At 36.9% G+C, this 23,121-nt stretch carries 13 protein-coding genes and 1 riboswitch; of the genes, 1 reads left to right on the top strand and 12 read right to left on the bottom strand.

All coding sequences use genetic code 11. The features are described from left to right. Nucleotides 1-13: 13 nt before the first annotated feature. A complete protein-coding gene (locus tag JO178_RS00380) occupies nucleotides 14-2,947 on the bottom strand; it encodes a TonB-dependent receptor (RefSeq protein ID WP_291930297.1) in 2,934 nt (977 codons plus the stop codon). An 83-nt stretch (nucleotides 2,948-3,030) separates the two neighbouring features. Further along, nucleotides 3,031-3,128, bottom strand: a riboswitch (SAM riboswitch). 243 nt (nucleotides 3,129-3,371) lie between these two features. On the opposite strand from JO178_RS00380, the gene JO178_RS00375 reads away from it, so the two are divergent. Continuing rightward, a complete protein-coding gene (locus JO178_RS00375) occupies nucleotides 3,372-3,779 on the top strand; it encodes a type II 3-dehydroquinate dehydratase (protein WP_291930295.1) in 408 nt (135 codons plus the stop codon). A gap of 133 nt (nucleotides 3,780-3,912) precedes the next feature. Here the strand turns inward: JO178_RS00375 and pckA are convergent, their stop codons facing one another. The 11 genes from pckA to JO178_RS00320 all read right to left on the bottom strand — a co-directional run bounded on the left by pckA (nucleotide 3,913) and on the right by JO178_RS00320 (nucleotide 23,086). Continuing rightward, the gene (gene pckA, locus JO178_RS00370; protein WP_291930293.1) at nucleotides 3,913-5,529 is read right to left on the bottom strand and encodes a phosphoenolpyruvate carboxykinase (ATP); all 1,617 of its coding nucleotides are present in this window, start codon (nucleotides 5,527-5,529) and stop codon (nucleotides 3,913-3,915) included. Between the two features lie 127 nt (nucleotides 5,530-5,656). After that, on the bottom strand, nucleotides 5,657-6,562 hold the full coding sequence (locus tag JO178_RS00365; RefSeq protein WP_291930291.1) for a GYDIA family GHMP kinase: 906 nt from the start codon (nucleotides 6,560-6,562) through the stop codon (nucleotides 5,657-5,659). Between the two features lie 10 nt (nucleotides 6,563-6,572). Then, nucleotides 6,573-7,448, bottom strand: a complete 876-nt coding sequence (gene fabD, locus JO178_RS00360) for an ACP S-malonyltransferase (RefSeq protein WP_291930289.1) — start codon at nucleotides 7,446-7,448, stop codon at nucleotides 6,573-6,575. A gap of 69 nt (nucleotides 7,449-7,517) precedes the next feature. Beyond that, nucleotides 7,518-9,458, bottom strand: coding sequence for a LysM peptidoglycan-binding domain-containing protein (locus JO178_RS00355; protein ID WP_291930287.1), 1,941 nt, complete (start codon nucleotides 9,456-9,458; stop codon nucleotides 7,518-7,520). A gap of 38 nt (nucleotides 9,459-9,496) precedes the next feature. Further along, nucleotides 9,497-11,083, bottom strand: coding sequence for a bacillithiol biosynthesis cysteine-adding enzyme BshC (gene bshC / locus JO178_RS00350; RefSeq protein ID WP_291930285.1), 1,587 nt, complete (start codon nucleotides 11,081-11,083; stop codon nucleotides 9,497-9,499). Nucleotides 11,084-11,095: 12 nt separating this feature from the next. After that, nucleotides 11,096-13,036 carry a putative porin gene (locus JO178_RS00345; protein ID WP_291930283.1) on the bottom strand — a complete coding sequence of 647 codons (1,941 nt, stop codon included), beginning with the start codon at nucleotides 13,034-13,036 and terminating at the stop codon, nucleotides 11,096-11,098. A gap of 78 nt (nucleotides 13,037-13,114) precedes the next feature. Beyond that, the gene (locus JO178_RS00340) at nucleotides 13,115-13,789 is read right to left on the bottom strand and encodes a hypothetical protein (RefSeq protein ID WP_291930281.1); all 675 of its coding nucleotides are present in this window, start codon (nucleotides 13,787-13,789) and stop codon (nucleotides 13,115-13,117) included. A 77-nt stretch (nucleotides 13,790-13,866) separates the two neighbouring features. Continuing rightward, a complete protein-coding gene (locus tag JO178_RS00335; RefSeq protein WP_291930279.1) occupies nucleotides 13,867-15,273 on the bottom strand; it encodes a RagB/SusD family nutrient uptake outer membrane protein in 1,407 nt (468 codons plus the stop codon). Between the two features lie 11 nt (nucleotides 15,274-15,284). After that, complete coding sequence (locus tag JO178_RS00330) at nucleotides 15,285-18,167, bottom strand: SusC/RagA family TonB-linked outer membrane protein (RefSeq protein ID WP_291930277.1); 2,883 nt, start codon at nucleotides 18,165-18,167, stop codon at nucleotides 15,285-15,287. Nucleotides 18,168-18,596: 429 nt separating this feature from the next. Continuing rightward, on the bottom strand, nucleotides 18,597-20,063 hold the full coding sequence (locus JO178_RS00325; RefSeq protein ID WP_291930275.1) for a RagB/SusD family nutrient uptake outer membrane protein: 1,467 nt from the start codon (nucleotides 20,061-20,063) through the stop codon (nucleotides 18,597-18,599). Nucleotides 20,064-20,068: 5 nt separating this feature from the next. Then, nucleotides 20,069-23,086 carry a SusC/RagA family TonB-linked outer membrane protein gene (locus tag JO178_RS00320; protein ID WP_291930273.1) on the bottom strand — a complete coding sequence of 1,006 codons (3,018 nt, stop codon included), beginning with the start codon at nucleotides 23,084-23,086 and terminating at the stop codon, nucleotides 20,069-20,071. Nucleotides 23,087-23,121 lie beyond the last annotated feature (35 nt).

The raw sequence follows: 23,121 nt of genomic DNA, 5'->3' as shown, positions 1-23,121 counted from the left end.
TCAATTTTAAGAGTTAAAGAGTAGCCTGAAGACCAAAAGTAATCGTTCTCATGGCCGGATATCTGTAATAAGTAGTTCCGTCCAGAGCCTGCTCAGGATCCATTCCTTTATGCTTATAGAAAGTAAGGAGGTTTTCTGCCTGAATATAAATTCTGAATTTCTTAAGTCCCATTTTTTCAAAATAATCTGAAGGGAGTGTATATCCTAAGCTTACATTTTTAAGTCTTGCATAGGTACCTGAGTATAAAAATCTCGAAGAATTGGAAGTCCAGTTATTAGTAATTGTGCTTAGTCCCGGTACATCCGTATTAGGGTTTTCAGGCGTCCACCTGTTTAGCATTTCCGCACTCCATGCACGGCCTCCCGCACTTCCGTTGTGCATTAATGAAGTATAATCGGTATCCAGAATTTTCCCTCCGATCTTGAACGTCAGTAGTGCTGAGAAATCAAAATTCTTATAAGCAATACTTGTACTAAGCCCTCCTGTTACTTTTGCTAATGCAGACCCCTGCAAAGTTCTGGTAGCTTTTGCATATTCGGAAGTTGTTCCTTCTACTGTATTTCCGTTAGCATCTGTACTAAAGGTTTTCCATAAAGGTTTTCCGTTACTAGGATCTACTCCTGCCCATTCCGGAATATAGAAGTCATATACGGAACCTCCTTCACGCAAGAGCTTTGTTCCGGTAAGGATAGAGCCCTTAGGCAGTTTGGTAATTCTGTTATTTAGAGTACTCAGATTGATATCTACATTCCATTGGAAGTCGTCGGTTCTGACAGGTGTTGTGAATAATGAAAACTCAAAACCGGTATTTTTTATCGTTCCGATGTTGGCAGGAAAATCATTGATTCCCAGGGACGGAGCTACCGGCATATTAAATAAAAGGTCCTGGCTTTTTCTTTCAAAATATTCGATATTTCCCTTTACTCTGTTATTGAGAATGGCAAACTCCAATCCAACATTCAGATTCAGGTTGGTTTCCCATTTCAAACCGTTTGTTCTTGCTTTTTCCAGAACAGCTCCGGGCTCACCAAGGTTATTATAGAATTTATATAATTCCTGATAAGCGTAATAAAGAGGGAGTTTATTGGGTTGTAATAATTTATCATTCCCCTGTCCTCCGTAACTTGCACGAAGGGTCAGCTGATTGAAGAAATTAAGATTTTTGATAAACTCTTCATTTGAAATTTTCCATGAACCTCCTACAGACCAGAATTTTCCCCATCTGTTATCTTCAAAGAATCTTGAAGATCCGTCTGCTCTCCCTGAGGCGGATAAGAAATAGGTATTATTGAAGTCATATTCAATTTTCCCAAGGTAACTCAAGAGGCTTACTTTATCGCTGTTTCCACTGAAACTTCCCAATAAAGCGGCAGCATCCGGTTCATAGTAATAAGGAAGTGAAAACTGACTTCTCGTTCCTGAAATCGTCTGATAATCGTATTTGTAAAATTCCTGACCTGCCAAAACGTTGAAATGGTGTTTTCCGAATTTTTTATCATAGGTCAGAATATTACTCGTTGTATAAGATAATGTTCTGCTGTTTGATCTGGTTACCGAACCTCCAATTTCACTTCCCTGCCCGATTAACGGATTCGAATAATAATGACCATTATAATTGACTAAATCCACGGAGAAACTTGATCTGAATTTCAGTTCCGGTAACAATGTAAAATCCAGGTATCCTTTTCCTGAGAAGTTGTCTTCTTTATTTTCGTTTTTATCCAAAGGTAAGGTTGCTGCAGCATTCTCATTTTGTAAGGCACTGGAAGGTCTGTATTTCCCAAAATCATAGACTCTGTTTCCGGCAGCATCCAGAACGTAGGATCCATCAGGATTTCTTTCAAAATAAGGGTAAAAAGAAGGAATAACCCTTGCTGCATTAATAATGTTACTTGTTTTGGAATCTGAAGATGGCGGAGCCTGTTGAATACTGTTGGTATAACTTAAGTTCACGCCTACGTTTAACCATTTTTTTACTTCAGAATTTAATTTTAATCTGGTACTGTATTTTTTAAATCCGGATTCTATAGCGATCCCTTTGTCATCCAGATAACCTAATGAAAAGAAATAATTGCTTTTTTCACTTCCGCCACTGATATCCAGATCTACCTGACTTCTTGCAGCAACTCTTTGTAAAACATCTCTCCAGTCATCGTTCCAAAGAGGGGTTGCTCCTGCTAAAAGTCTTCCATCCGTACCCACAGGTTTAGGATAATTAATTCCGTATGGATTGATTCCCAGTTCGGTAACCAGATTATTGGTCGCCATTTGGGCAGCCTGTTGTGCATTAACCTGACTGGAAGTATAGCCGTTTCTCAACGCTTCCCAGTATAACTGAAAATACTGATCGGTACTGACTTGTTTATAATCTTTTACGGCCCTACTGGAAAAACCCTGGCTCATATTGAAGTTGATCTTCGCCTCTCCTTTCTTACCTGATTTTGTGGTAATGATAATGATTCCGTTGGCTCCCCTCGAACCATACAGGGCACTTGCTGTAGCATCTTTCAGTACACTGATGGATTCAATATCATTGGGGCTTATAGCGTTCAGATTTCCGTCAAAAGGAATCCCGTCTACAACATACAGCGGATCGCTGGATGCACTGATAGAGCCAATACCCCTGATTCTGATCGTTGCAGTAGCTCCGGGTTGCCCTGAAGAACTGGTTGCCTGCACACCGGGAACCTGGCCTTCCAGCGCTTTGGTAATATTGGTAATGGCTCTGTTATTGATTTTATCACTGGAAATCGTTGCCACTGAACCTGTATAGCTTGTTCTTTTGGCTTTTCCATAAGCAACAACCACTACTTCATCAATCTCTTTCTCTTTAAGTGTATCTTTTTTAGTCTTCGTATTTTGTCCGCTGATACTGCCAATTCCTAAGAAAAATACAGCAACAGGCGGAATCCAAATTTTAGATTTTATTAATTTTTTATCAATCATAATCAATTTTATTTATCATATATTAAAATTTTGCCCTTTGCAGATAACACAGCAAAGGGCATCGATAAATACGATAAACCAAATGCTTATTTTTCCTTTAAAGGCTGAATGTAACACCTTGCAAACAAGCAGGTTGTCAAGATCTCACAGGGTCAGTTCCCTCCATCTTTCTTTATAAGCCGATCGAAATATAGTTGCAAAGCTAAAAATATTTAGTCTACAAAACAAGTAGACTTATTAAAAATGATGATAATTTTTCAAAATTTAACTTAATTTTTTAACAAAACACCCTAAAACAAATACTTACAAAAATTAACATTCATCAAAACATGACAAATATCATTATCAATTATTCAAATTATAAAATTTAAAACGGGAATTGATTTTTTTAATCTTGAAACGAAAAAAGTTTTAATTTTATACAATGAAAGTTTTGATTATAAACGGGCCTAATCTTAATCTTTTAGGCACCAGAGAACCGGAAATCTATGGGACAGTTTCCATGGAAAGCTATTTGGAAACTCTAAAATCTGAGTTTCAAGCTCATGAATTATCATATTACCAGTCTAATATTGAAGGTGAGCTTATCAACAGGCTTCAGAAAGATGATTTTGATGCTGTTGTAATCAATCCGGGAGCTTTCACCCACTATTCTTATGCGATAGCAGATTGCCTGAAAAATATCCGAAAGCCTAAAATAGAAGTTCATATCAGCAACATTTACAAAAGAGAAGAATTCAGACAAAAATCTGTTACTGCGGCTAATACCGATGCTGTTTTATCCGGATTTGGAATGGAAGGTTACAGGCTGGCTGTACTGAGTTTACAATAAATTTAACTGAATAAACATTCAATTCAGACAGCAATTGATAAACCGGATGAACAAAAATGAATTGATTAAAAATTGCCAAAAAAATAAAAAGCCTCATCAGTGATGAGGCTTTTTTATAGGTATAAGTAATCTGTTAGATGGTTTGTTCCTGCAGTTGAGGTCCTGCCGCCACTAATTTTTTACCTTCTTCAGTATCGCAGTACTGTTCAAAGTTCTTGATATATCTTGAAGCAAGATCTTTTGCTTTTTCCTCCCATTCAGAGGCATCGGCATATGTATCTCTAGGATCTAAAATACCTTCAGACACGTTCGGAAGTGCAGTAGGAATTTCAAGATTCATGATGGGCACCTGATTTTTAGGAGCATTATCAATAGAACCGTCAATAATCGCATCAATAATAGCTCTTGTATCTTTTAATGAAATTCTTTTTCCTGTACCATTCCATCCTGTGTTTACAAGATAAGCTTTAGCACCATGTTCTTTCATTTTACCGATCAGTGTTTTTGAGTACATCGTAGGGTGCAGTGTAAGGAATGCTTCTCCGAATGCAGGAGAGAAAGAGGGTGTAGGTTCAGTAATTCCTCTCTCTGTTCCGGCTAACTTTGAAGTATAACCGCAAAGGAAGTGGTACTGCGCCTGATCTTCATTTAAGATGGAAACGGGAGGAAGTACTCCGAATGCATCTGCAGAAAGATAAACGATTTTCTTAGCATGTCCTGCCTTAGATGGCAATACAATTTTGTTAATATGATATATCGGATAAGAAACTCTGGTATTTTCAGTGATTGATCCGTCTGTATAATCTGCTACTCCGTTGTGTACAACAACGTTTTCAAGAAGCGCATCTCTTTTGATTGCTCTGAAGATATCCGGTTCTTTTTCTTCCGATAAGTCAATTACTTTCGCATAGCATCCGCCTTCATAGTTGAATACTCCGTTATGATCCCATCCGTGCTCATCGTCACCGATAAGGTATCTTTTAGGATCTGCAGACAAGGTTGTTTTACCAGTTCCTGAAAGCCCGAAGAATAAAGCAACATCACCTTCTTCCCCTACGTTTGCAGAACAGTGCATAGAAGCCATACCTTTTAACGGAAGGTAGTAGTTCATCATTGCAAACATTCCTTTTTTCATTTCACCACCGTACCATGTACCTCCGATGATCTGTAATTTTTCAGTAAGGTTGAACATAATGAAGTTTTCAGAGTGCAATCCCTGAGCTTCCCAGTTCGGGTTTGTTGTTTTAGATCCGTTGATTACTGTGAAATCCGGCTCACCGAAGTTTTCAAGCTCATAGTGAGAAGGACGGATGAACATGTTGGTCACAAAATGTGCCTGCCATGCTACTTCAACGATAAATCTTACTTTAAGCCTTGTATCTGCATTTGTTCCGCAGAAAGCATCAACGACGTAAATTTTCTTAGCTTCAGAAAGCTGGTTCATCACTAGTTCTTTACAAGAACCGAAAATTTCCGCTGTAGTAGGTAAATTTACTTTACCATCCCAGAAAATTGTATCTCTTGTAACATCATCCTGAACAATATATCTGTCTTTAGGTGAACGACCTGTGAAAATTCCTGTTTTTACCGATACCGCGCCAGACTCTGTAAGCTCAGCTTTCTCAAACCCTTGATTTTCAGGAGAAACTTCAGCCTGATATAATTCTTCGTAAGAAGGATTATACACTACCTCATAGTTTCCTTTAATCCCTAATTTCTCTAAATCCTGGATGATTTTAGTGTTTTTCATTTTACTTATATTTTCTATTTCTTTATTGACTTCAACAAAAATAATATTAATTATTTGTTAAAGACGGTTTAAATATACTGATATAAGTCAGAATGACAAATAAAAAAACAGGTTTGTAAAATACTGATTACAAATCAATTATATCAGACCATTCTAAAACGGTGGTAAATCCTTTCTCCCAAAAATAGTTCTTATAGTCCCCAAATTTGGAGCTCATTACAAAATCTCCGCCCCATGCGCCCAAACTTTTAATAAATACAGGGCAATCCGGAAATAACCTATCCTTAACTGTGGGTATTTCAAGGAAATCGGCAATTTTATGTTCATGAATCACCATTAGTTCGGAAAATTTTTCCAATTCACTGCATAACAAAATTTTCTTTGTGATATCTGAAAATTCATCAACCTGTTTTTGAGATCTGGTTTTGGACTTGTACAAGCGGATTCCCTCCCGGCTATCCTGTTTTTGATTTAAGTGGATAAAAATCAGTTCATTTTTAAAAGAAGGATTAAAATTGACCTTCTCATATCGGATTTCCGGCTGATTCCGAAAAAGAACAGCTGCTTTTTCTTTGGCTACGGCAATATCATAGCCACTTCCTCCAAGGCTGACTGTATTTAAATGAAAGGGGTCGATTTTTGCCCATTCAGCCAGGTTGTTCATGAGAGTAGAACTGCTTCCAAGACCAAAGTCTGAAGGAAACTGAAGGTTTGTTTTTACATGATAGGTAAAATCATTTTTGAACTGAATATCGGAAAGCTGCTGAACATTCTTTAAAGTTTTTACTATAAATTCAGCGCTTGACGGAATATTGGTTTCCAGAATCTGCCAGTCTCTGTAATCGATAACAGCAGTTAACCATAAAATATTCTGATGATAGGCTTCCCATCGTATCAGGGATTGGCCATTATCTATTTCTTCAAAAAAAAACTCTTGTCCCAGCCTGGTAGGTACCGCTAAGACAAGAGCTCCATCGATTGCGAAATATTCTGAAGTAAGCATAAGCTTGCCCGGTGAAAATATCGCGTTCATATTTTCTTAATTAGATTGCTGAGGTAGATTCTACTGTATTGTCAATTTTTTTGATCAATCCCTGTAGTGTTTTTCCAGGTCCTACTTCTACAAAGTTAGAAGCACCATCTTTAATCATATTCTGAACAGACTGCGTCCACTTTACAGGACCTGTAAGCTGAGCGATAAGATTCTGTTTGATCTCATCAGGATTCGTTACTGCTGTAGTCGTGATGTTCTGGTAGACAGGTATTGTTGCTTTTCTGAATTTCGTCACTTCAATAGCTGCTGCCAGTCTTTCCTGTGCAGGCTGCATTAATGGTGAATGAAAAGCTCCGTTTACAGGCAGTAATAATGCTCTTTTAGCTCCTGCTTCTTTTAATTTTGCGCAAGCTTCTTCTACGGCAGGAGTTTCTCCTGAAATTACCAATTGCCCAGGGCAGTTGTAATTGGCAGGTACTACGATCCCACTGATCTGAGCACAGATTTCTTCAACTTTAGCATCTTCCAGCCCTAAAATAGCAGCCATGGAACTCGGATTAGCATCACAGGCTTCCTGCATTGCTTTAGCTCTTTCTGATACCAGTTTCAAACCGTCATCAAAGGATAAAACCCCGTTAGCCACCAATGCGGAGAATTCTCCTAAAGAATGTCCTGCTACCATTTCAGCTCCAAGACCGTTTACTGCTTTTAATGCAGCTACTGAATGTATAAAAATTGAAGGCTGGGTAACCTCTGTTTTTTTCAGATCCTCATCTGTTCCGTTAAACATAATGGAAAGAATATCGAAACCTAAAATTTCATTGGCAGATTGCATCAGATCTTTAATATCTTTTCTAGAATCGTACAACTCTTTTCCCATTCCTACGAATTGAGAACCCTGCCCCGGAAATACAAGTGCTTTCATGTATTGAATTAAATATTATGCAAATATAACTATAATGTTAACTAAATTCTATTAAAGGGAGAAAATCATTTAAGGAACTAATCTGATTACTCTGTAACCAGTATTTACATAAGCCCCGTTTGCTTTAGATTTTACAAACTCAAATTTTGTAGCAAGCTGAGTCTGAACTTTATTCATCTGTTTAAAAATCTCTCCTTTTCTATTTTCTCTGGTCAGCATATCATTGACAACATCAAAACCTACGATGGCATATTTCGGAGGTGTTTTGCAATACTTTGTTTTATATGCGGCAAGAATTTCTTTTTCAAAGCTTCCGTCTGTATTGATTTTTCGGTCCATCAGATACACCAGACTTGCCTGACTTAAATCATCTACTCTCTTTTCGAAAACCGGAGAATAGAACATACTGAATGCCTTCACGCCTTGTACTTCTTTGGAAAGCGAAATGATTCTATTAGCGAAAGCGTCTCCCATTCCGTCATTGTCATTAGCCAAAACAGCAATTACCGGAGCAGACTGCCCTGTCATCATATTTTGATCCAGCTGGATTTCAGCAGGAGAGTTGACAATAACAATAGTTGGATTTTTCACCGCTTTTTCAAGAGCGGTTTTAATATAGTTGGCATTTTCTTTTTTGGGATCTGCCACTACATATATTTTCTGATCTGAATATACTGATTTTACCTCTTCTACGATTTTATCCGCATAAGTCTGACTGTTGGTCTCAACGATAATCAGATTGTTGTAATTATACAATTCCGGTGAATTGGCAAATGGTGCTACTACCGGTATTTTCTGGTTTTTTGTAAAGTCTAATACATCGATTACATTGGATTTAAAGAATGGTCCGATGATCAGATCCGTATTATCGGGATTAATCTGAGTCAGAGAGTTTTTAAAAGAAGCTTCATTTCCTGAATCCACAATTTTGATATCCAGTTTTTGTCCTCCTCTTGCATTTCTTTCAATAGCCAGCTTAGCTCCTGTCAGGAAATCCAGGGCCATAGCTCTGTATTGGGTTTCGTTTGTACTGTATCCGAAAGGAAGCATTAATACCACACTCAGAGCGTCACCGTTTTTCTTTACATACACCGGGTCCTGCTTTTTGATTTTCAGTACCATTCCGGATTTCAGTCCTTTTGAAAGCTCAGGGTTGAGAGCGATCAGTTCGTCGATACTTACTCCAAATTTATTAACGATAGAAAATACCGTATCCCCTTGCTGAACAGTATAAGTAACGTAATCATCTCCCGCACTAACATTATTAGACACTGGTGTAGATTTTTCGTTTCCTGAATCCATTTTTGCTTTTGGATTGGCAGGTTCAGCAACAGTTTCTGTACCGGATTTTTTGACTTTAATAGTTTCTCCTGGTTTCAGTCCTTTTTCTTCCAATCCCGGATTTAAAGCATAAAGTTCCTGCTGGCTGGTACCAAACTGTTTTGAGATTCTGTAATAATTATCTTTTGCCTGAACCACATGAGTTTCAGCTTCCTCTGCTGCAGGTGTTGCAACAACAGGTTTTTCGGCTTTAACTTCCGCAGGTTTTTCAGCAACAACAGCCTGTTGGTTTCCACCGTATTTTTTAATACTTTCAAGAGGCAATGTAATCTCATCTCCGATTTTCATATGGGAATCCAGTTCAGGATTCAGCTTTCTTAAATCTGTTTCTGAGATTCTGTATTGTTTGGTAATTCCGTAGATGGTTTGTTTAGGCTGTAAAACAATTTTACCGGTGGAAACACCCGTATTTGTTTTTACCTTCTCCACTACAGGAGTTTTAGATACAGCCGGGGTGGCTGTTTTATCTGATTTTATGGTTAAAACGTCTCCAATAGCTAATTTACCGTCTTTAAACTTCGGGTTTAGCTTCAGCAGTTCATCTACAGTTATTCCATACTTTTTTGCAATATTGTAAGGGTTATCACCTTGTACAACCGTATGAGATTTCTGAGCTGAAACTCCCAAAACCATACATAAACTAGATAGAATAAAAAACCTCTTTATCATATTCGATAATTATAATTTACAAAAATACTTCTTTAAAATTAAATGGCAACAATTATTAATTTCGATTCTTGAACCACCATCTCTTCTAAACAATTTTCAAGCCATGAATATCCATAATCTGAAAAGAATACACTAAAATTATACACCCGTTCCTGCCATGTCTTAGAAGGGTGTACACTCAGAAACAGATTTTCAAGTCTTTCCAACAGCTCACTTTGCTTTATCTTTTCAGCATGAAGAAGGCGTTTTTTCATTCTTTTAAAAGACTTCAACTGTCTTACTTCTTCTGCTTTCACCATATTTCCAAAAGATTGTTCTGTAGTTTCCGCAGCTGTTTTCAGCGCTGAGAAATTACGGATCAGAAGTTCTTCTTTTTCATGTAACAGCTGCAAAACAGCACTATCTTCCAGTATTTTACGATTGGTAATAACAGTAAAGTTCTGGAAAAAGTCTTCTATCGTAAGATCCAGTTTTTGAATTTTCCCTACTGTTTTCTCTTTCAGGAAAAGCATCGAGTTCCTTGGAATCAGAATCGGGAAAGGGATATTAATGGTGGAAAAATAATCTTTAAGCTCCAGCCAATACATGATTTCAGCATTCCCCCCTATATAAGCCAGATTGGGCAATACTTTTTCCTGATATACCGGACGCATCAATGCATTCGGGCTGAATTTTTCAGGATGGCTTTCAAGTTCCGTGATGATTTCCTCCTGCGTCATCCGGATATGGGTATCTACCACGATGTATTCACGACCGTTATAATCAATTCTGTCTCTTGTTTCTGTAAGATAGAAAAGATTAATTTCGCGGGGATTCACCTGTACTTTACCATACTTTTCAGTCAGAAAATCCACTTTATTTTTTGAAGTTTTTTGTAAGCTAAAGTGAAGAAGTTCTTCTTTAAAAATTTCTTTAACCTGGTTTTTAAGCTCCCGGGAATCGCCATCCAGAATCAGAAGTCCGAAATCTGAGAAAAGACGATTCACTAAAATTTTAATGGCCTGTGTCAAAGTATTCCCCTGCTTGTAGGCTTCTTTCATCATCAGAATCAATTCTGTTCCAAATACGGAATCTTTAAATTCTTTTTCAAATTCAGAAATAAAGAATGTATCTGTAATTTCGATTCTTCCTACAGGTCCGCCGGCTTTCTCTTTGGTTTCGTAGTAATTATTTTCGGTCTTAAAATGATTGATTTCCACAAAATCGTGATCCTCTGAAGCCATCCAGTATACCGGAACGAAATTAAAATCCGGAAAATTCTCTTTCAGCCAGGTACACGTTTTAATAGTCTGTAAAATTTTATACACAAAGAAAACAGGACCTGAAAATAAATTCAGCTGATGTCCGGTAGTGATTGTAAATGTATCAGGCAGTTTAAGATTCTCCATATTTGTCTTCTGTTTTGAAGACAGTGTAAGATCTGATAACTGCTGATTAAATACATCAAACAGAACATCTCTCTGCTCCGGGGTAAAAGAATCCTTCTTTAGATGAATCTGATTTCTGAAATGCTCTAAAGAAAATGTATTATTTTCAAAACCCTCGATCTTCTGGCTTAAAAAGTCTTTTACCAGCTGAGGGATACTTTCTATATCGTTAAATGATATCTTATTGATTGTTTTCAACTTGCTCTGTTTTTAGTTGAACAAATACCACACAATTCCGATATTTAATCTGAAGTCATAGACCGGATAGTGCGGAAATGCATATGCTTTATTGGTGGAAAGAACAGTTCCTATCTGCTGCCCTTCGATAAAGAAGAACATTTTTTTAACTTTCATATTGATATAAAGGTCTATCATAGGCTGTCCTCCGATGGAAAATGAATTGGCATCGGGAAGGATGTATTCATTAAGAATTGGGAAATAATCTCTTGAAGCGAATTTAGAGAAGTAATATACTTTTACTCCTGCCTGAATTTCTGCTGCTTTTTTAAATGCCTGTGTCTGATAGAAGAAATTGGCTCTTCCGATAAAGCTCGGCATAGGAAGCAATGCTTTATTGGTTAATACATTTTGGAAATGCAGCCTTGTATTCAGATGAAATTTTCCGTAGCTGAATGTTGCATCGCCCCCGATTTGAGAGATATTCAGTGAATTATCACTCTGTTTCGGACTGGCATTGCTGTCGAGATAGGTATAATTTTCAATTCTGAAATAGTTGGCAAAAATTTCCGTCTTAAACCATTTCAGATTCACACTTCCCCCGATTTCCATGACAGACTGGTTTTTCGCATTGTCAAAATAATAATTATACTTATTATACACTGAAGTGTTCAATAAATAATTAAATGAAGGATAAGCGCTTTGGAAGTTCACTTTTGCATTGACGAAATAGTCTTTTATCGGTTCGAATTTTAAGTTATTGGTTGTTTTCAGATAACTTTTAAACTGACTTCCGTTTGAAAATTCCAGGAATGAATTCAACTGAACTTTATCCCAAAGTTTTACCTGTAAATTTCCTACGGCTCCGATTCTGTTTTCTTTAAGCTCGTTAGGATAAGGCACACCGTTTACTGTTACCACATCCTGTATACCGTATTTCAATATCTGATAACGTACTCCGGCATCCAGTTTAAATTTTTCATTATTAAAAACCAGACTTACGGTATTGCTAAAATTCTCAGAATATTTTTTAGTGGCTAAAGGGAAACCGTTAACCAGTTCTGCGGGCAGTTTATACCAATACGTTTCTGCAGTTCCCTGATTGTAGTAGTATTTATTTCCCTGATGAGACAGGGTATGTCTGATACTAAAAGGAAATTTTTCAGCATTAAATGGTGTAAACTGATGACTTAAATAATATCTTCTGTATGCAAACTGTGAGCTTGAAGATGCCAGATTAACCTGTACGTTTTGTCTGTTTCTCGAATTACTGTCCCCGGTCTGGAAGAGGTTATCATCAGTAATACCACCACTTTCCTGATTGTTTACATTCTGATGAATATAATGGGCAAACAATTCATAGTTCCCGCTTTTGGAAACATAGTGTCCTGAAAATATAGTATTATTATTCGCTGCTAATGAATTTCTGTAAAGTCCCTGAGAACGTAATCCCATATATTCAATAGCAAAATTGAATCTTTTTCCGATATTCTGAGTATAGGTAGAGTTCAGTTCGGCTCCGTTTCTCATTGCATTATGATAAATGAATGTGGCGGTAGGGGTTTTTACATCGTAATATTTAATATCGTCAGCCCCTATAATCATATATGATTTATTGGATGGCAATAAAGACAGATTCTGTTCCGGGTTCACTTCAAACACAAGAGGATTAAAGCCTGATCCTATATTGGCTGGCTGTACTCTTCCGAAATTGTCTTTATTATTTTGTTGCGAGAAAATATAGGTTTTATCGAAGGTCATTACTGTATCAAAAACTTTTTTTTCTGAGAATTGAGTCTGATATTGGTAATCATTGATGGTAGGTTTGAAAATTTTTAGGGAATCTTTTTTCCCGGAATCAATCACTAAGGTATCTTCTTCTTTCTGTGAAGCCTTTACAGCGTCGGTTTTATTAACAACCTGAGCTTTACCTGCAAAACCCAAAAAGATGATTATGAAAAGGATGTACTTCATTATTCATTATTGTACAGCAAAAATAAGAAATAATAAGAAATAAAAACCCCTGCTGAAAGCAAGGGTTGATATATAGATCTACTTGTTTACAAATTCCATCAGTTTAATCATATCCGGTTCTTTACCGAAATTAATTTTATTGGATTTCACAAAATTCTCCAGTTCCTTTTTATCTACTGAAAAAATGCCTGCTGCATCATTGATGTTTTTAGGAAATTTATAGAATGTTTTGTCTCTGGCGACCAGATAAAGATCTTTATCTTTTGCATAATAATCATTAGCATCTTTTGTAAATGCATTAGGACTTTTCTCTCCTTTTAACAGCTCAACCCGCTCCCTTTTATATAAAGAGAACTTAGGATTATCAGCAAGCACTACCAAATATCCGGCTTTTGTTTTTCCGTCATAGGTATAAGTAAGAGATTCATAGATTTTATTAAGTGCCGGAAACTGAATTTTAATATCATTCGTTTTATTGACATAGTACAGGTCTTCACCCATTTTAAATTCCATTTCATCTTCGTAAGCATTATATCGCAAATCCTGAATATTTTTGTTATACCCATGGATAACTACTTTATTAAACTTATCTCCGTTGATGTAAGGATTACCGTCGATCACATTCTCTTTATTGGTAGGTCTGTTGGCGCGGGTATAAAAGATTCCGTTTGAGTAGGAAACATTTTCGTTACCCATTTGAGCATTCACTGCAGACACTGCACCACAAAACAAGATTAAGAATATTTTTTTCATGGACCTATTTTTAACAAAAATAACAAAATAAAAGCCACCCCATGAAGGAGTGGCTTAAGTTTATAATTATTTTCTAATTATTTAGAATTATCATACCCTGGATTCGGTTCTACTAAAGTACCGTTTTTATCCGTTTCCTGTCTTGGAATAGGGAATGCATTAAGGTCTGCATCTGTTTTAGCACCTGCAGGTCTTGGAACATTATCGCCCCATCTTCTTAAATCCCATTGTCTAACACCTTCTCCAAGAAGTTCTTTCATTCTTTCCAGTTTAAGAGCCGGCATATCAACAGTAGTTGCCGCCGTTAACCCTCTATTGGTAATCACCTGATTATAATAAGCAAGAGCTTTAGCCGGATCACCTCCGTTTAATTCTGCTTCAACACCGTTTAATAAAATCTCTTCATAACGAAGCATTTTGATGTTATCAGCACCTACACCCTGAGTATATTTTCCGATACCGCTTGAATTAGAGCTGTAAGAAAGGTATTTCTGTCCGCTTAAAGTAGTAATGAAAGTTTTTCTGATATCATTATTGTTGTAAGCAGCTTCAGTACTCGCGTTTACAACAATGTTTCCGTAACCGTTCGGATTCAGTCTTTGTCTGTAAGATGATGTAGAAAGAGATGAGTTAATTCCTACAGCCAGTTCAAAAATAGAGTTCGGAGCAGCTCCGTTCAATGTATATCTGAAAGATTCCTGTAAAAGAGCAGCAGAAACAACGCTATATTTCCCGATAAGATCGTTAGTAAGTGATCTTACTTTTGCATAATCTCCTTTGTAAAGGTAGAATCTTGACATTAATCCTTTTATAGAATTAACGGTAAGTTCTGTTTTAATTACACTGGCAGCAGATCCGTTAGCAGTCATTATTTCGATGGCTTTTGTAAAGTCAGCTTCAATCTGAGCTTCACTTTCAGCAATAGTCGCTCTGGCCATCATTGCTTTCGGATCATATTTTAAAGGAAGAACAATTCCTAAAGATTTTCCGTTAGCAATATACTTTTGTCCGTATAATCTTAAAGCATCAAAGAATGCAATCGCTCTTAGCGCGTAAGCCTGTCCCTGAGCATATTTAGCATTTTTTCTGTTCAGATCCGTACCCTCGATAGTTGCCATATCAGTGTTGATTACAATATTGGCTTTTCCAACCAATTCGTAAATTCTGCTGTATGTATCTACTGCATATGGATCATTAGAAAGCATCGTATAGTTCATAACGTTCTGATAGTATCCTCCTGCAAGGTTACTGTACATTTCGTCAGATCTTACTTCACCATAGGCTAAGAAGTCCGCACCGTAATATTCTTTGGCACGCATTACATCATAACCACCTCTTACGAATGATACCACCTCATTTTCAGTTTTAAGAGGACCCTGTTGTACTTCCTGATAAAACTCTCTGTCTACAAAATCATCGGAACAAGCTGTTGTGGTAGCTAGAACCCCGATTGATAATAATGCTATTTTTATTATTTTATTCATTGTTTCTTTTTTTAAAAGCTAATATTAACACCAAATACGAATGACTTCAATACAGGTAAGCTTAAATCTGTATATCCTGAGATATTAGTTTCAGGGTCGAAATTTAATCTCTTATCAAATCTGTATGTCCACGCGTTGTTAGCCATTACATATACCTGTAAAGAGTTAAGTCCTGATCCTTTAAGGAATTCTCCTGTAAAGGTATAACCGAATTTAGCATTGCTCAATCGGATATAATCTGCATCGTATAAGAATCTTGTTGAAGCTCTGTTGGAAAGTTTATTTCCACCGCTGATAGGTCTTGGGTTAGCTGCAGTTGTATTTTGTGGAGTCCAGTAATCTCCCATCACATCTCCGTATCCAGGATAGTTTAAAGAGTACTGTCCGTCACTGTACGAATAACTTGCCCAGTTATCATAGATTTTACCTCCGAATCCGTAAGTAAACTGTAGATCTAAAGCAAATCCTTTGTATGAAATACTAGTATTAGCCCCACCAAAAACTGTACTTAGGAAAGATCCCTGAACAGCCTGTTTAGCTTTGTTATAATCATTAGTTGTAGCACCGTCAACACCGTTGATATACCATAATGGATCACCGTTTGAAGGATCTACTCCCGCCCATTTTCTTAAATAGAATGAACGAACACCTTCTCCTACTCTAAGCGTAGTAGTACCGGTATCTACATTACCTCCATAAAGTTCTGTAACTTCATTTTTAAGTGTGGAAAGGTTAGCACCGATTGACCAGTTCAACTGATCTCTGTCTCCTTTGAATACATCAGCATTTACTGAGAATTCAAAACCTTTATTAACAAGAGATCCTACGTTATCAACCATCAGACCGTACTTTATGGTACCGTTATCATTGATATTTCCACCCTGAGCTAGAGATAAAGGAACATTATAGATTAGGTTTTTAGTTTTCTTGTTATAGTATTCAGCGCTCACTGTAATTCTGTTTCTCAAGAACCCTAAATCAATACCTACGTTGAATGGATTAACAGTTTCCCAAGATAAGTTTGGATTGTAAACATTATAATATCTACCTGCTGCATAATCATTATAGTTCGTATCATAAGCGTATAGTGCGTACGGGTTAGCATTAACCTGGTTACCTAATTTACCATATGACGCTCTGAATTTAGCCATAGAGATAGCTTGCAGTTCTTTTACGAAACTCAGTCTTGCAAGGTCAAATCCTGCACCCACAGACCAGAAGTTACCTGCTTTATTTCCCGGTGTAAACTGAGAAAGCACGTCTCTACGATATGATGCATCAATTAATAACATTTTATCATAGTCATAATGTCCTGTTGCTGCATATCCGTATCTGGAGTTAATACCTCTAGTTCCCTGATAACCGTAAGGTACAACGAAGTTACTTAACGTTTCCAATGTTGGAGTACCTACTGTAATACCGGTTGCTCTTAAGAATTTTCTGTCACTCTTATATGCTTCCTGAATTAATGAAGCCCCTACATTATGCTTACCAAACTTTTGTGAATAGTCTAAGATATTCTGTACGTTGAAGTTGAAATATCTGTTCACTGAAGTTCTCTGATATCCTCCATAAGTATATCCGTCACCGTGAAGAGGGTTCCAGTATGTATCTTCCTCCATGCTGATATATTCAGGAGAGAATACAAATCTATACGTTAGATTCTTCAGGATTTTATATTCAATATTTACATTTGCAAAAGCTCTGAATGTACCAGCCTGAATATAATTGTTATCGAGTAAGAAACCTGGGTTAAACTGGTTATTGCTCAATCTGCTGTTCGCAGGGTTTCCTAAATACCAAGAACCGTCAGGGTTTCTAGCCGGATCTGTGGGTCTGTTAAAATATTGAGATAAGATAGGGTTTGAAAACGCCCCTGCATCACTCAATGTTCTTGTTTTACTATGTGAAATCTGGAAATCTGTACTGATTTTTAATTTATCTGTTGCCTGATAGCTCAATTTCGTAGTATAAGATAATCTCTTGAAGAAAGAGTTCTTAATAATACTGTTCTGTTCAAACATATTGGCAGCCACATAGTACGTAAACTTATCATTACCTCCTGACATACTGAAGTCAGTATTCTGCTGATATCCGTCTTTTCTTGAAACATCTAACCAGTTGGTATCGTATGGCGATCCCATGATAGACATTGCCTGTCCGTTATTGGAAGCAGATAATTTAGACGATAATGCTCCTGCTGCGATTTCTTCAACACTATAATTGGTATTATAGGTGTTGTTGAACATATCTCTTAAATATGTTTTATATTCTCCTGCAGTATATCCTCTGTGCATATCAACCGCTTGCTGGTTGAAACCACTATTGAATGATAAATTGAATCTAGGTTTTCCTTTCTTACCGGATTTAGTGGTAATTACAATTACCCCTGCACCAGCATCAGCTCCATAAACTGCTGTAGAAACAGCATCTTTTAAAACTGTAATACTCTCTACATCATCCGGACTTAGGTTTGCAAGAACGTTAGTAAGGTTTGATGTACCATTGGCAGTTCCTAAACTTCCGTTGGCAATTCTAACACCATCTACAATATAAATTGGAGAGGTTACACCATTAATAGAGGACACCCCTCTTACCCTTACATTCGCAAAACCTCCCGGCTGTCCTGAAGCACTCCCGGCTTGAACCCCGGTCACTCTTCCCTGTAACATTTTGTCTACCGAAGCAACAGGTACATCCTCAATAGCCTTCCCAGACATTTTACTTGCAGCACCTGTGATCTCCTGTACGGTCTTTTTCTGACCGAACCCAACCATTACAACCTCTTCGATCTGTTGTGTTGTCGCCGAATCCTTTTTTGTTTTTTGCGCAAAAGCTGACTGCCCTACGAAAAACAAAGCCCCAACACTTAACACACTTAGTTTCACATTCATATTAACAAATTTTATTAATAAATTTTAAGGTGACAAATATGTTAATAAATATTAACATTCGCAAGCTTTTTACGTCTGGAAGCCATTTCCCACATATTAACTCTACTTTTTTTGATTAAAAAATTTACTATCATTATGTTAAATGAGTTAATATTTTTTACGATAAAAAAAACTGGTAAAAAAAACAAATATCAAAAAACGAATTTTAACGATTTTAGAAAACTAAGAAATATTATTTGTTAATTATAAAAAATTTCAGAACAGGAATAAAACCTATCGAATAAGAAAAAAATATACCAAACTCATATTTAAATATTTTTTTATGTAGAAAATAAATCTGGTAGCTAAAATATATCCTAAAAACAGCATAAAAAAAGAGGCTGTCTATGTAGACAACCTCTCTGGTATTTTTAGAAATAAATTAACTTCTTAAGGATTTTGCTTTACAGCAGGATTAGCTAATATTTCCGCCTGAGGAATCTGATAAGTAAATCTCAGATCACCAGCAGGAATATTTAATTTACCTGACAGAAGAACATGGTTACTTCCAGGGTAATCTCTTACCAAGTCTACACCCAACCTTTTCATATCCGTCCAGGCACAACCTTCACCCCAAAGTTCGATTCTTTTCTGTAAGATAATTTCGTTAATCAACGCAGCTCCAGAAGCAGTTACCGTATAGGCAGAATTTCTTGAAGTAGTAATCTCACTTAAAACAGCCTTTGCCTGTGCTTCATTTCCTGTTCTCGCCAAAGCTTCAGCTTCGATATAATACATTTCAGAAGCTCTCATATAAATATAATCTCCTCCGTTACCAATAGACTGATCTCTGAATTTAATATTCGCATATTGAGGCAGGTAAACATGATCATCTTCACCATCATAAGGAGCTGCTCCGTTAGTAGCCTGATAAGCTGACTTTCTGTAATCCGTAGCCGGCATCGCTTCATATAATCTCTTATCAATAGATTTAATAAAGGCTAATCCTCCAGCATACCCGTTAGGATCCGTATTATCAAAATGAGCAAAGAAACTTGCTACGAAAGAAGTTGTAGATTCTGAAATAATTCCACCCCACATAGCATCCGGGCTTGCCTGTAAATCATAGAATCCATCAAGCCACTGTTCCTGTGTTGGCTGCACATATGGCAACCTGGCTTTATGAGCCATTTCAGCGGCTTTAGCATAATCACCCATTTCTAATGACACTTCTGCCAGAAACGCCTGAGCAATACTTAGATCTACTTTTTCTTTATTTTCTCTTTTATATCCATTCAAATAGCCTAATGATCTTGTTAAGTCATCCACTATCTGCTTATAAACAACCTCCACAGTAGAACGCGGTTTCCCAACAAGCGTAACCTCTGTATATAAAGGAACACTATCAGCTGAAGCATGTCCTGCATAAGTAGGCCCAAAAATACGAGCCAGCATAAAATGGAAATATCCTCTTAATGCCAGTGCCTGACCATAAATTGCTTTGTTCTGAGGCGTTACTCCTGTCTTTTCAATAGAAGCAATAACATTATTCACTGCTTTAATCTGCTGATAATAAGTATTCCAGATCATCGTAGTTCTAACACTAGACTGAATCCTTCCTGTATAGTTATAAAAAGAGGCGAACCAGCTCCCTCTTGTCTGAACCATATCATTAGACATCATATCCATTGCAGAAAGCACTGCTTTATGTCCGAATGCCTCATGAGTAGCAGATTCAGATAAACCGTACGTATGAAGACTGGTGTACACCCCATTAACAAGCCCTTGTAAAGCTGTTGGAGATGTTGCAATCTGCTGTTCATTATTTGTTGACTCCAGATCAGTGTCCAAATAATCTTTGCTACACCCTGTCAATACTAAAGCGGAACAAAATAATATACCGAATATTTTTTTCATTTTAATTAAAATTTAACCGTTAAACCTAAAGAAATTGTTCTCTGTGCACCATATTTATTGGTAGAAACACCATTAGTTTCCAAAGAGTTCCCCAAATTGTTCAAACGAGGATCCATTCCTTTTCTTTTTGACCAAAGTGCAAGATTAGTCCCGAACACTCCGAAAGTAACTCCGGAAAGTCCATTCGGAAGAAGATTTTTATTTAAGTCATAAGTAATTGACACATCTTCAAGACTGATATAATCTGACTTGATTAAGAACAGGTCTGAAGTCGCCATATTATTCTGTCTTACCCTGTCAACAGCAGGTAATGGTGCTGAAGTATTTGTAGGTGTCCACGTATTGTAAATATCTTTATGGAAATTAGTAACATCTCCAGATGCTCTTGACTGAAGCATTCCGGCATACATACTATCATACATATAACCACCAAACTGATATCCAAAGTTTACAGCAAGGTTAATTCCCTTATACCCTACTTTAGTACCAAAACCACCATAGAATTTAGGGTTGGCAGTTTTATCCAATGAATACAATGTAGCATTAGAATAATTTTCAGTTGTTGTCTGCCCTGTAACATTACCATTAGCGTCAATAATATCCTGATACCAAATAGCATTACCATTACTTGTATTAACTCCGGCAAACTTTCTCATATAATAAGTATACGCTTCCTCCCCTTCATTAAATTTGAAAAGTCCTGAAGTAAAAGAGCTTGGCAAATAAGTCACTTTATTCTTATAATAGGTAGTATTACCAAATACCGACCAGTTAAAATCCTGTCCTTTTATGATATCCGCAGAAAGGTTTAATTCAACCCCTGTGTTTTTCATATCTCCGACATTTCTGGTCTGGAATGCTGTACCTGTAGATAACGCGATCGGGAAGTTAAACAATAAATCATTTACTCTTCTCTGGAAATATTCAACGTCTAGATTAACTCTTCCGAATAATTCCAATTCAAAACCTGTATTAAAGTTTTTGGAAGTCTCCCATTTAATATTTTTATTCCCTACATACACTTGTACAATGGAAGTATTTCCTCCTGCATCAGGGATATTCTCATACTGATCCTGATAAGCTTTATAGTTTCTTCCCCATCCAAAATAACTTCTGTGATTCAATGATACTGAACCCGGGTAAAACAATGCGTCATTCCCCTGCTCTCCGTAACTTGCTTTAAGTTTTAAGCTCGTGATGATTTTATTTCCTTTTAAGAAATCTTCATTAGAAGCCATCCAGGCACCTCCTAAACCGAAGAAATTCCCCCATCTGTTTTCAGGACTGAAAACAGAAGAACCATCTCTTCTGAAACTTGCATTAACAAAATACTTATTAGCATAGCCATAGTTTACCCTTGACAAGAATCCTTCAACAGCATAGTTATCATTATAACCATTTAAATCAGAAAATCTTGAACCGTTACTCACATTTGTCAAATCAGGAATTACCAGATTCGTTCTTGTTCCGGAAAGCATTTTAGCTTTATAATCATTACTTTCATGACCGATCATAATATCCAAATTATGACTTCCGAAATTCTTTTTCCACGATAACAACTGCTGGTTGTTAAATGTCTGCTCGAAAGAAGTTGAAGATCTTACCTGACCATTCTGACCAATATAATCTCCACCCAGATTATTTCCATAACCGCTATAGTTACCGTCTACGATATCCATACCGAAATTATAGATAAATTCAAATCCGTCATAGAAATTCCAAGACAAACTCGCTCTACCGCTCACATTATCTTCAATATTTCTGATCTGATCCAACTGGGCTTTAGCATATGCATTCAATCCTCCTCCGTAAGGTCTGGCTAATCCCATTCCGTTTGGATTACTGATTGTTCCAAAATCATACATTCTCGCTCCATCTTTAGTATACTTCATGCTACCATCAGCATTTCTGGCCCAGATTGGGTAAATAGGTGCGATATTTCTACCCCATCCGATTAAGTTAGAATACTGACTACTGGTAGATTGAGAGTTTGGTGAAGACTGGTCTGATCTTGAGTAATTTAAAGATGTACTTAATTTTAATTTATCTGTGATCTGATAATCAACTTTTGAACGTCCTGTAAATCTTTTAAAACCTGAATTTAATAAAAACCCTTTATCATCCAAATACCCTAATGAAAAATAAGTATTTAATTTCTCAGATCCCGCCTGAAGACTTACATTATATTCCTGTCGCACATTTGGCTTGAACATCTCTTTCTGCCAGTCATCACGATATAACAATTTGGCATTTGGATTAAGTTGTCCTGTTGCAGGATCAATTAATTGATTACCCGGAACATTGTAAGCGTTATAAGCCAAGCCTTCAACTCCGTCGATAAGATCAGCTGCCGCTGCTGCAGAAGCTGCGCCATAGTTCATTCCTGAAAAAACATTACCCACTCTAAGTCTTTCAAAATAAACCTGGTAAAACTCTCCCGGATCAGTGATCAGATCATACTCTTTTACCGCTCTCGAGTTAACCCCGAATTTTGTATCAAAAGTAATATTCATTTTTCCTTTCTTCCCTTTCTTTGTTGTGATCATCACAACTCCGTTGGCACCTCTGCTTCCGTATAATGCGTTAGCAGATGCATCTTTCAGGAAAGTAATACTTTCAATATCATTGTTGTTAAGGGAATTAATATTTCCTCCGAAAGGCATTCCGTCCACAACATAAAGAGGATTGTTAGAAGAAGAAAGAGATCCCAAACCTCTGAATCTAACCTGCGGAGGATCTCCAGGCTGTCCTGAATTAGTAGTAATCTGAACTCCACCTACCTTACCGGATAGTGATGTTATCATATTACTTGATTGAACATTAGCAAGTTCCTTTGCATCAATTTTTGTAACAGATCCAGCAATAGACTGTTTTTTCTGTGCTCCAAAAGCGACCACCACGACTTCATCAATCTCCTTTGTTTTCTGAGGAATCGTATCATTCGCTTTTTTTTGCGCCTGCAAAGCTTGTCCACCCATAAAGAACAAAACTCCTGCACTTAGCACACGTAGTTTAACATTCATATTAACAAATTTTAATAAATTTTAAAAAATTTTAG

This window comes from Chryseobacterium sp. (assembly GCF_019236175.1).
Taxonomy (GTDB): Bacteria; Bacteroidota; Bacteroidia; order Flavobacteriales; family Weeksellaceae; genus Chryseobacterium.
This window is presented reverse-complemented; position numbering and strand designations above follow the sequence as displayed.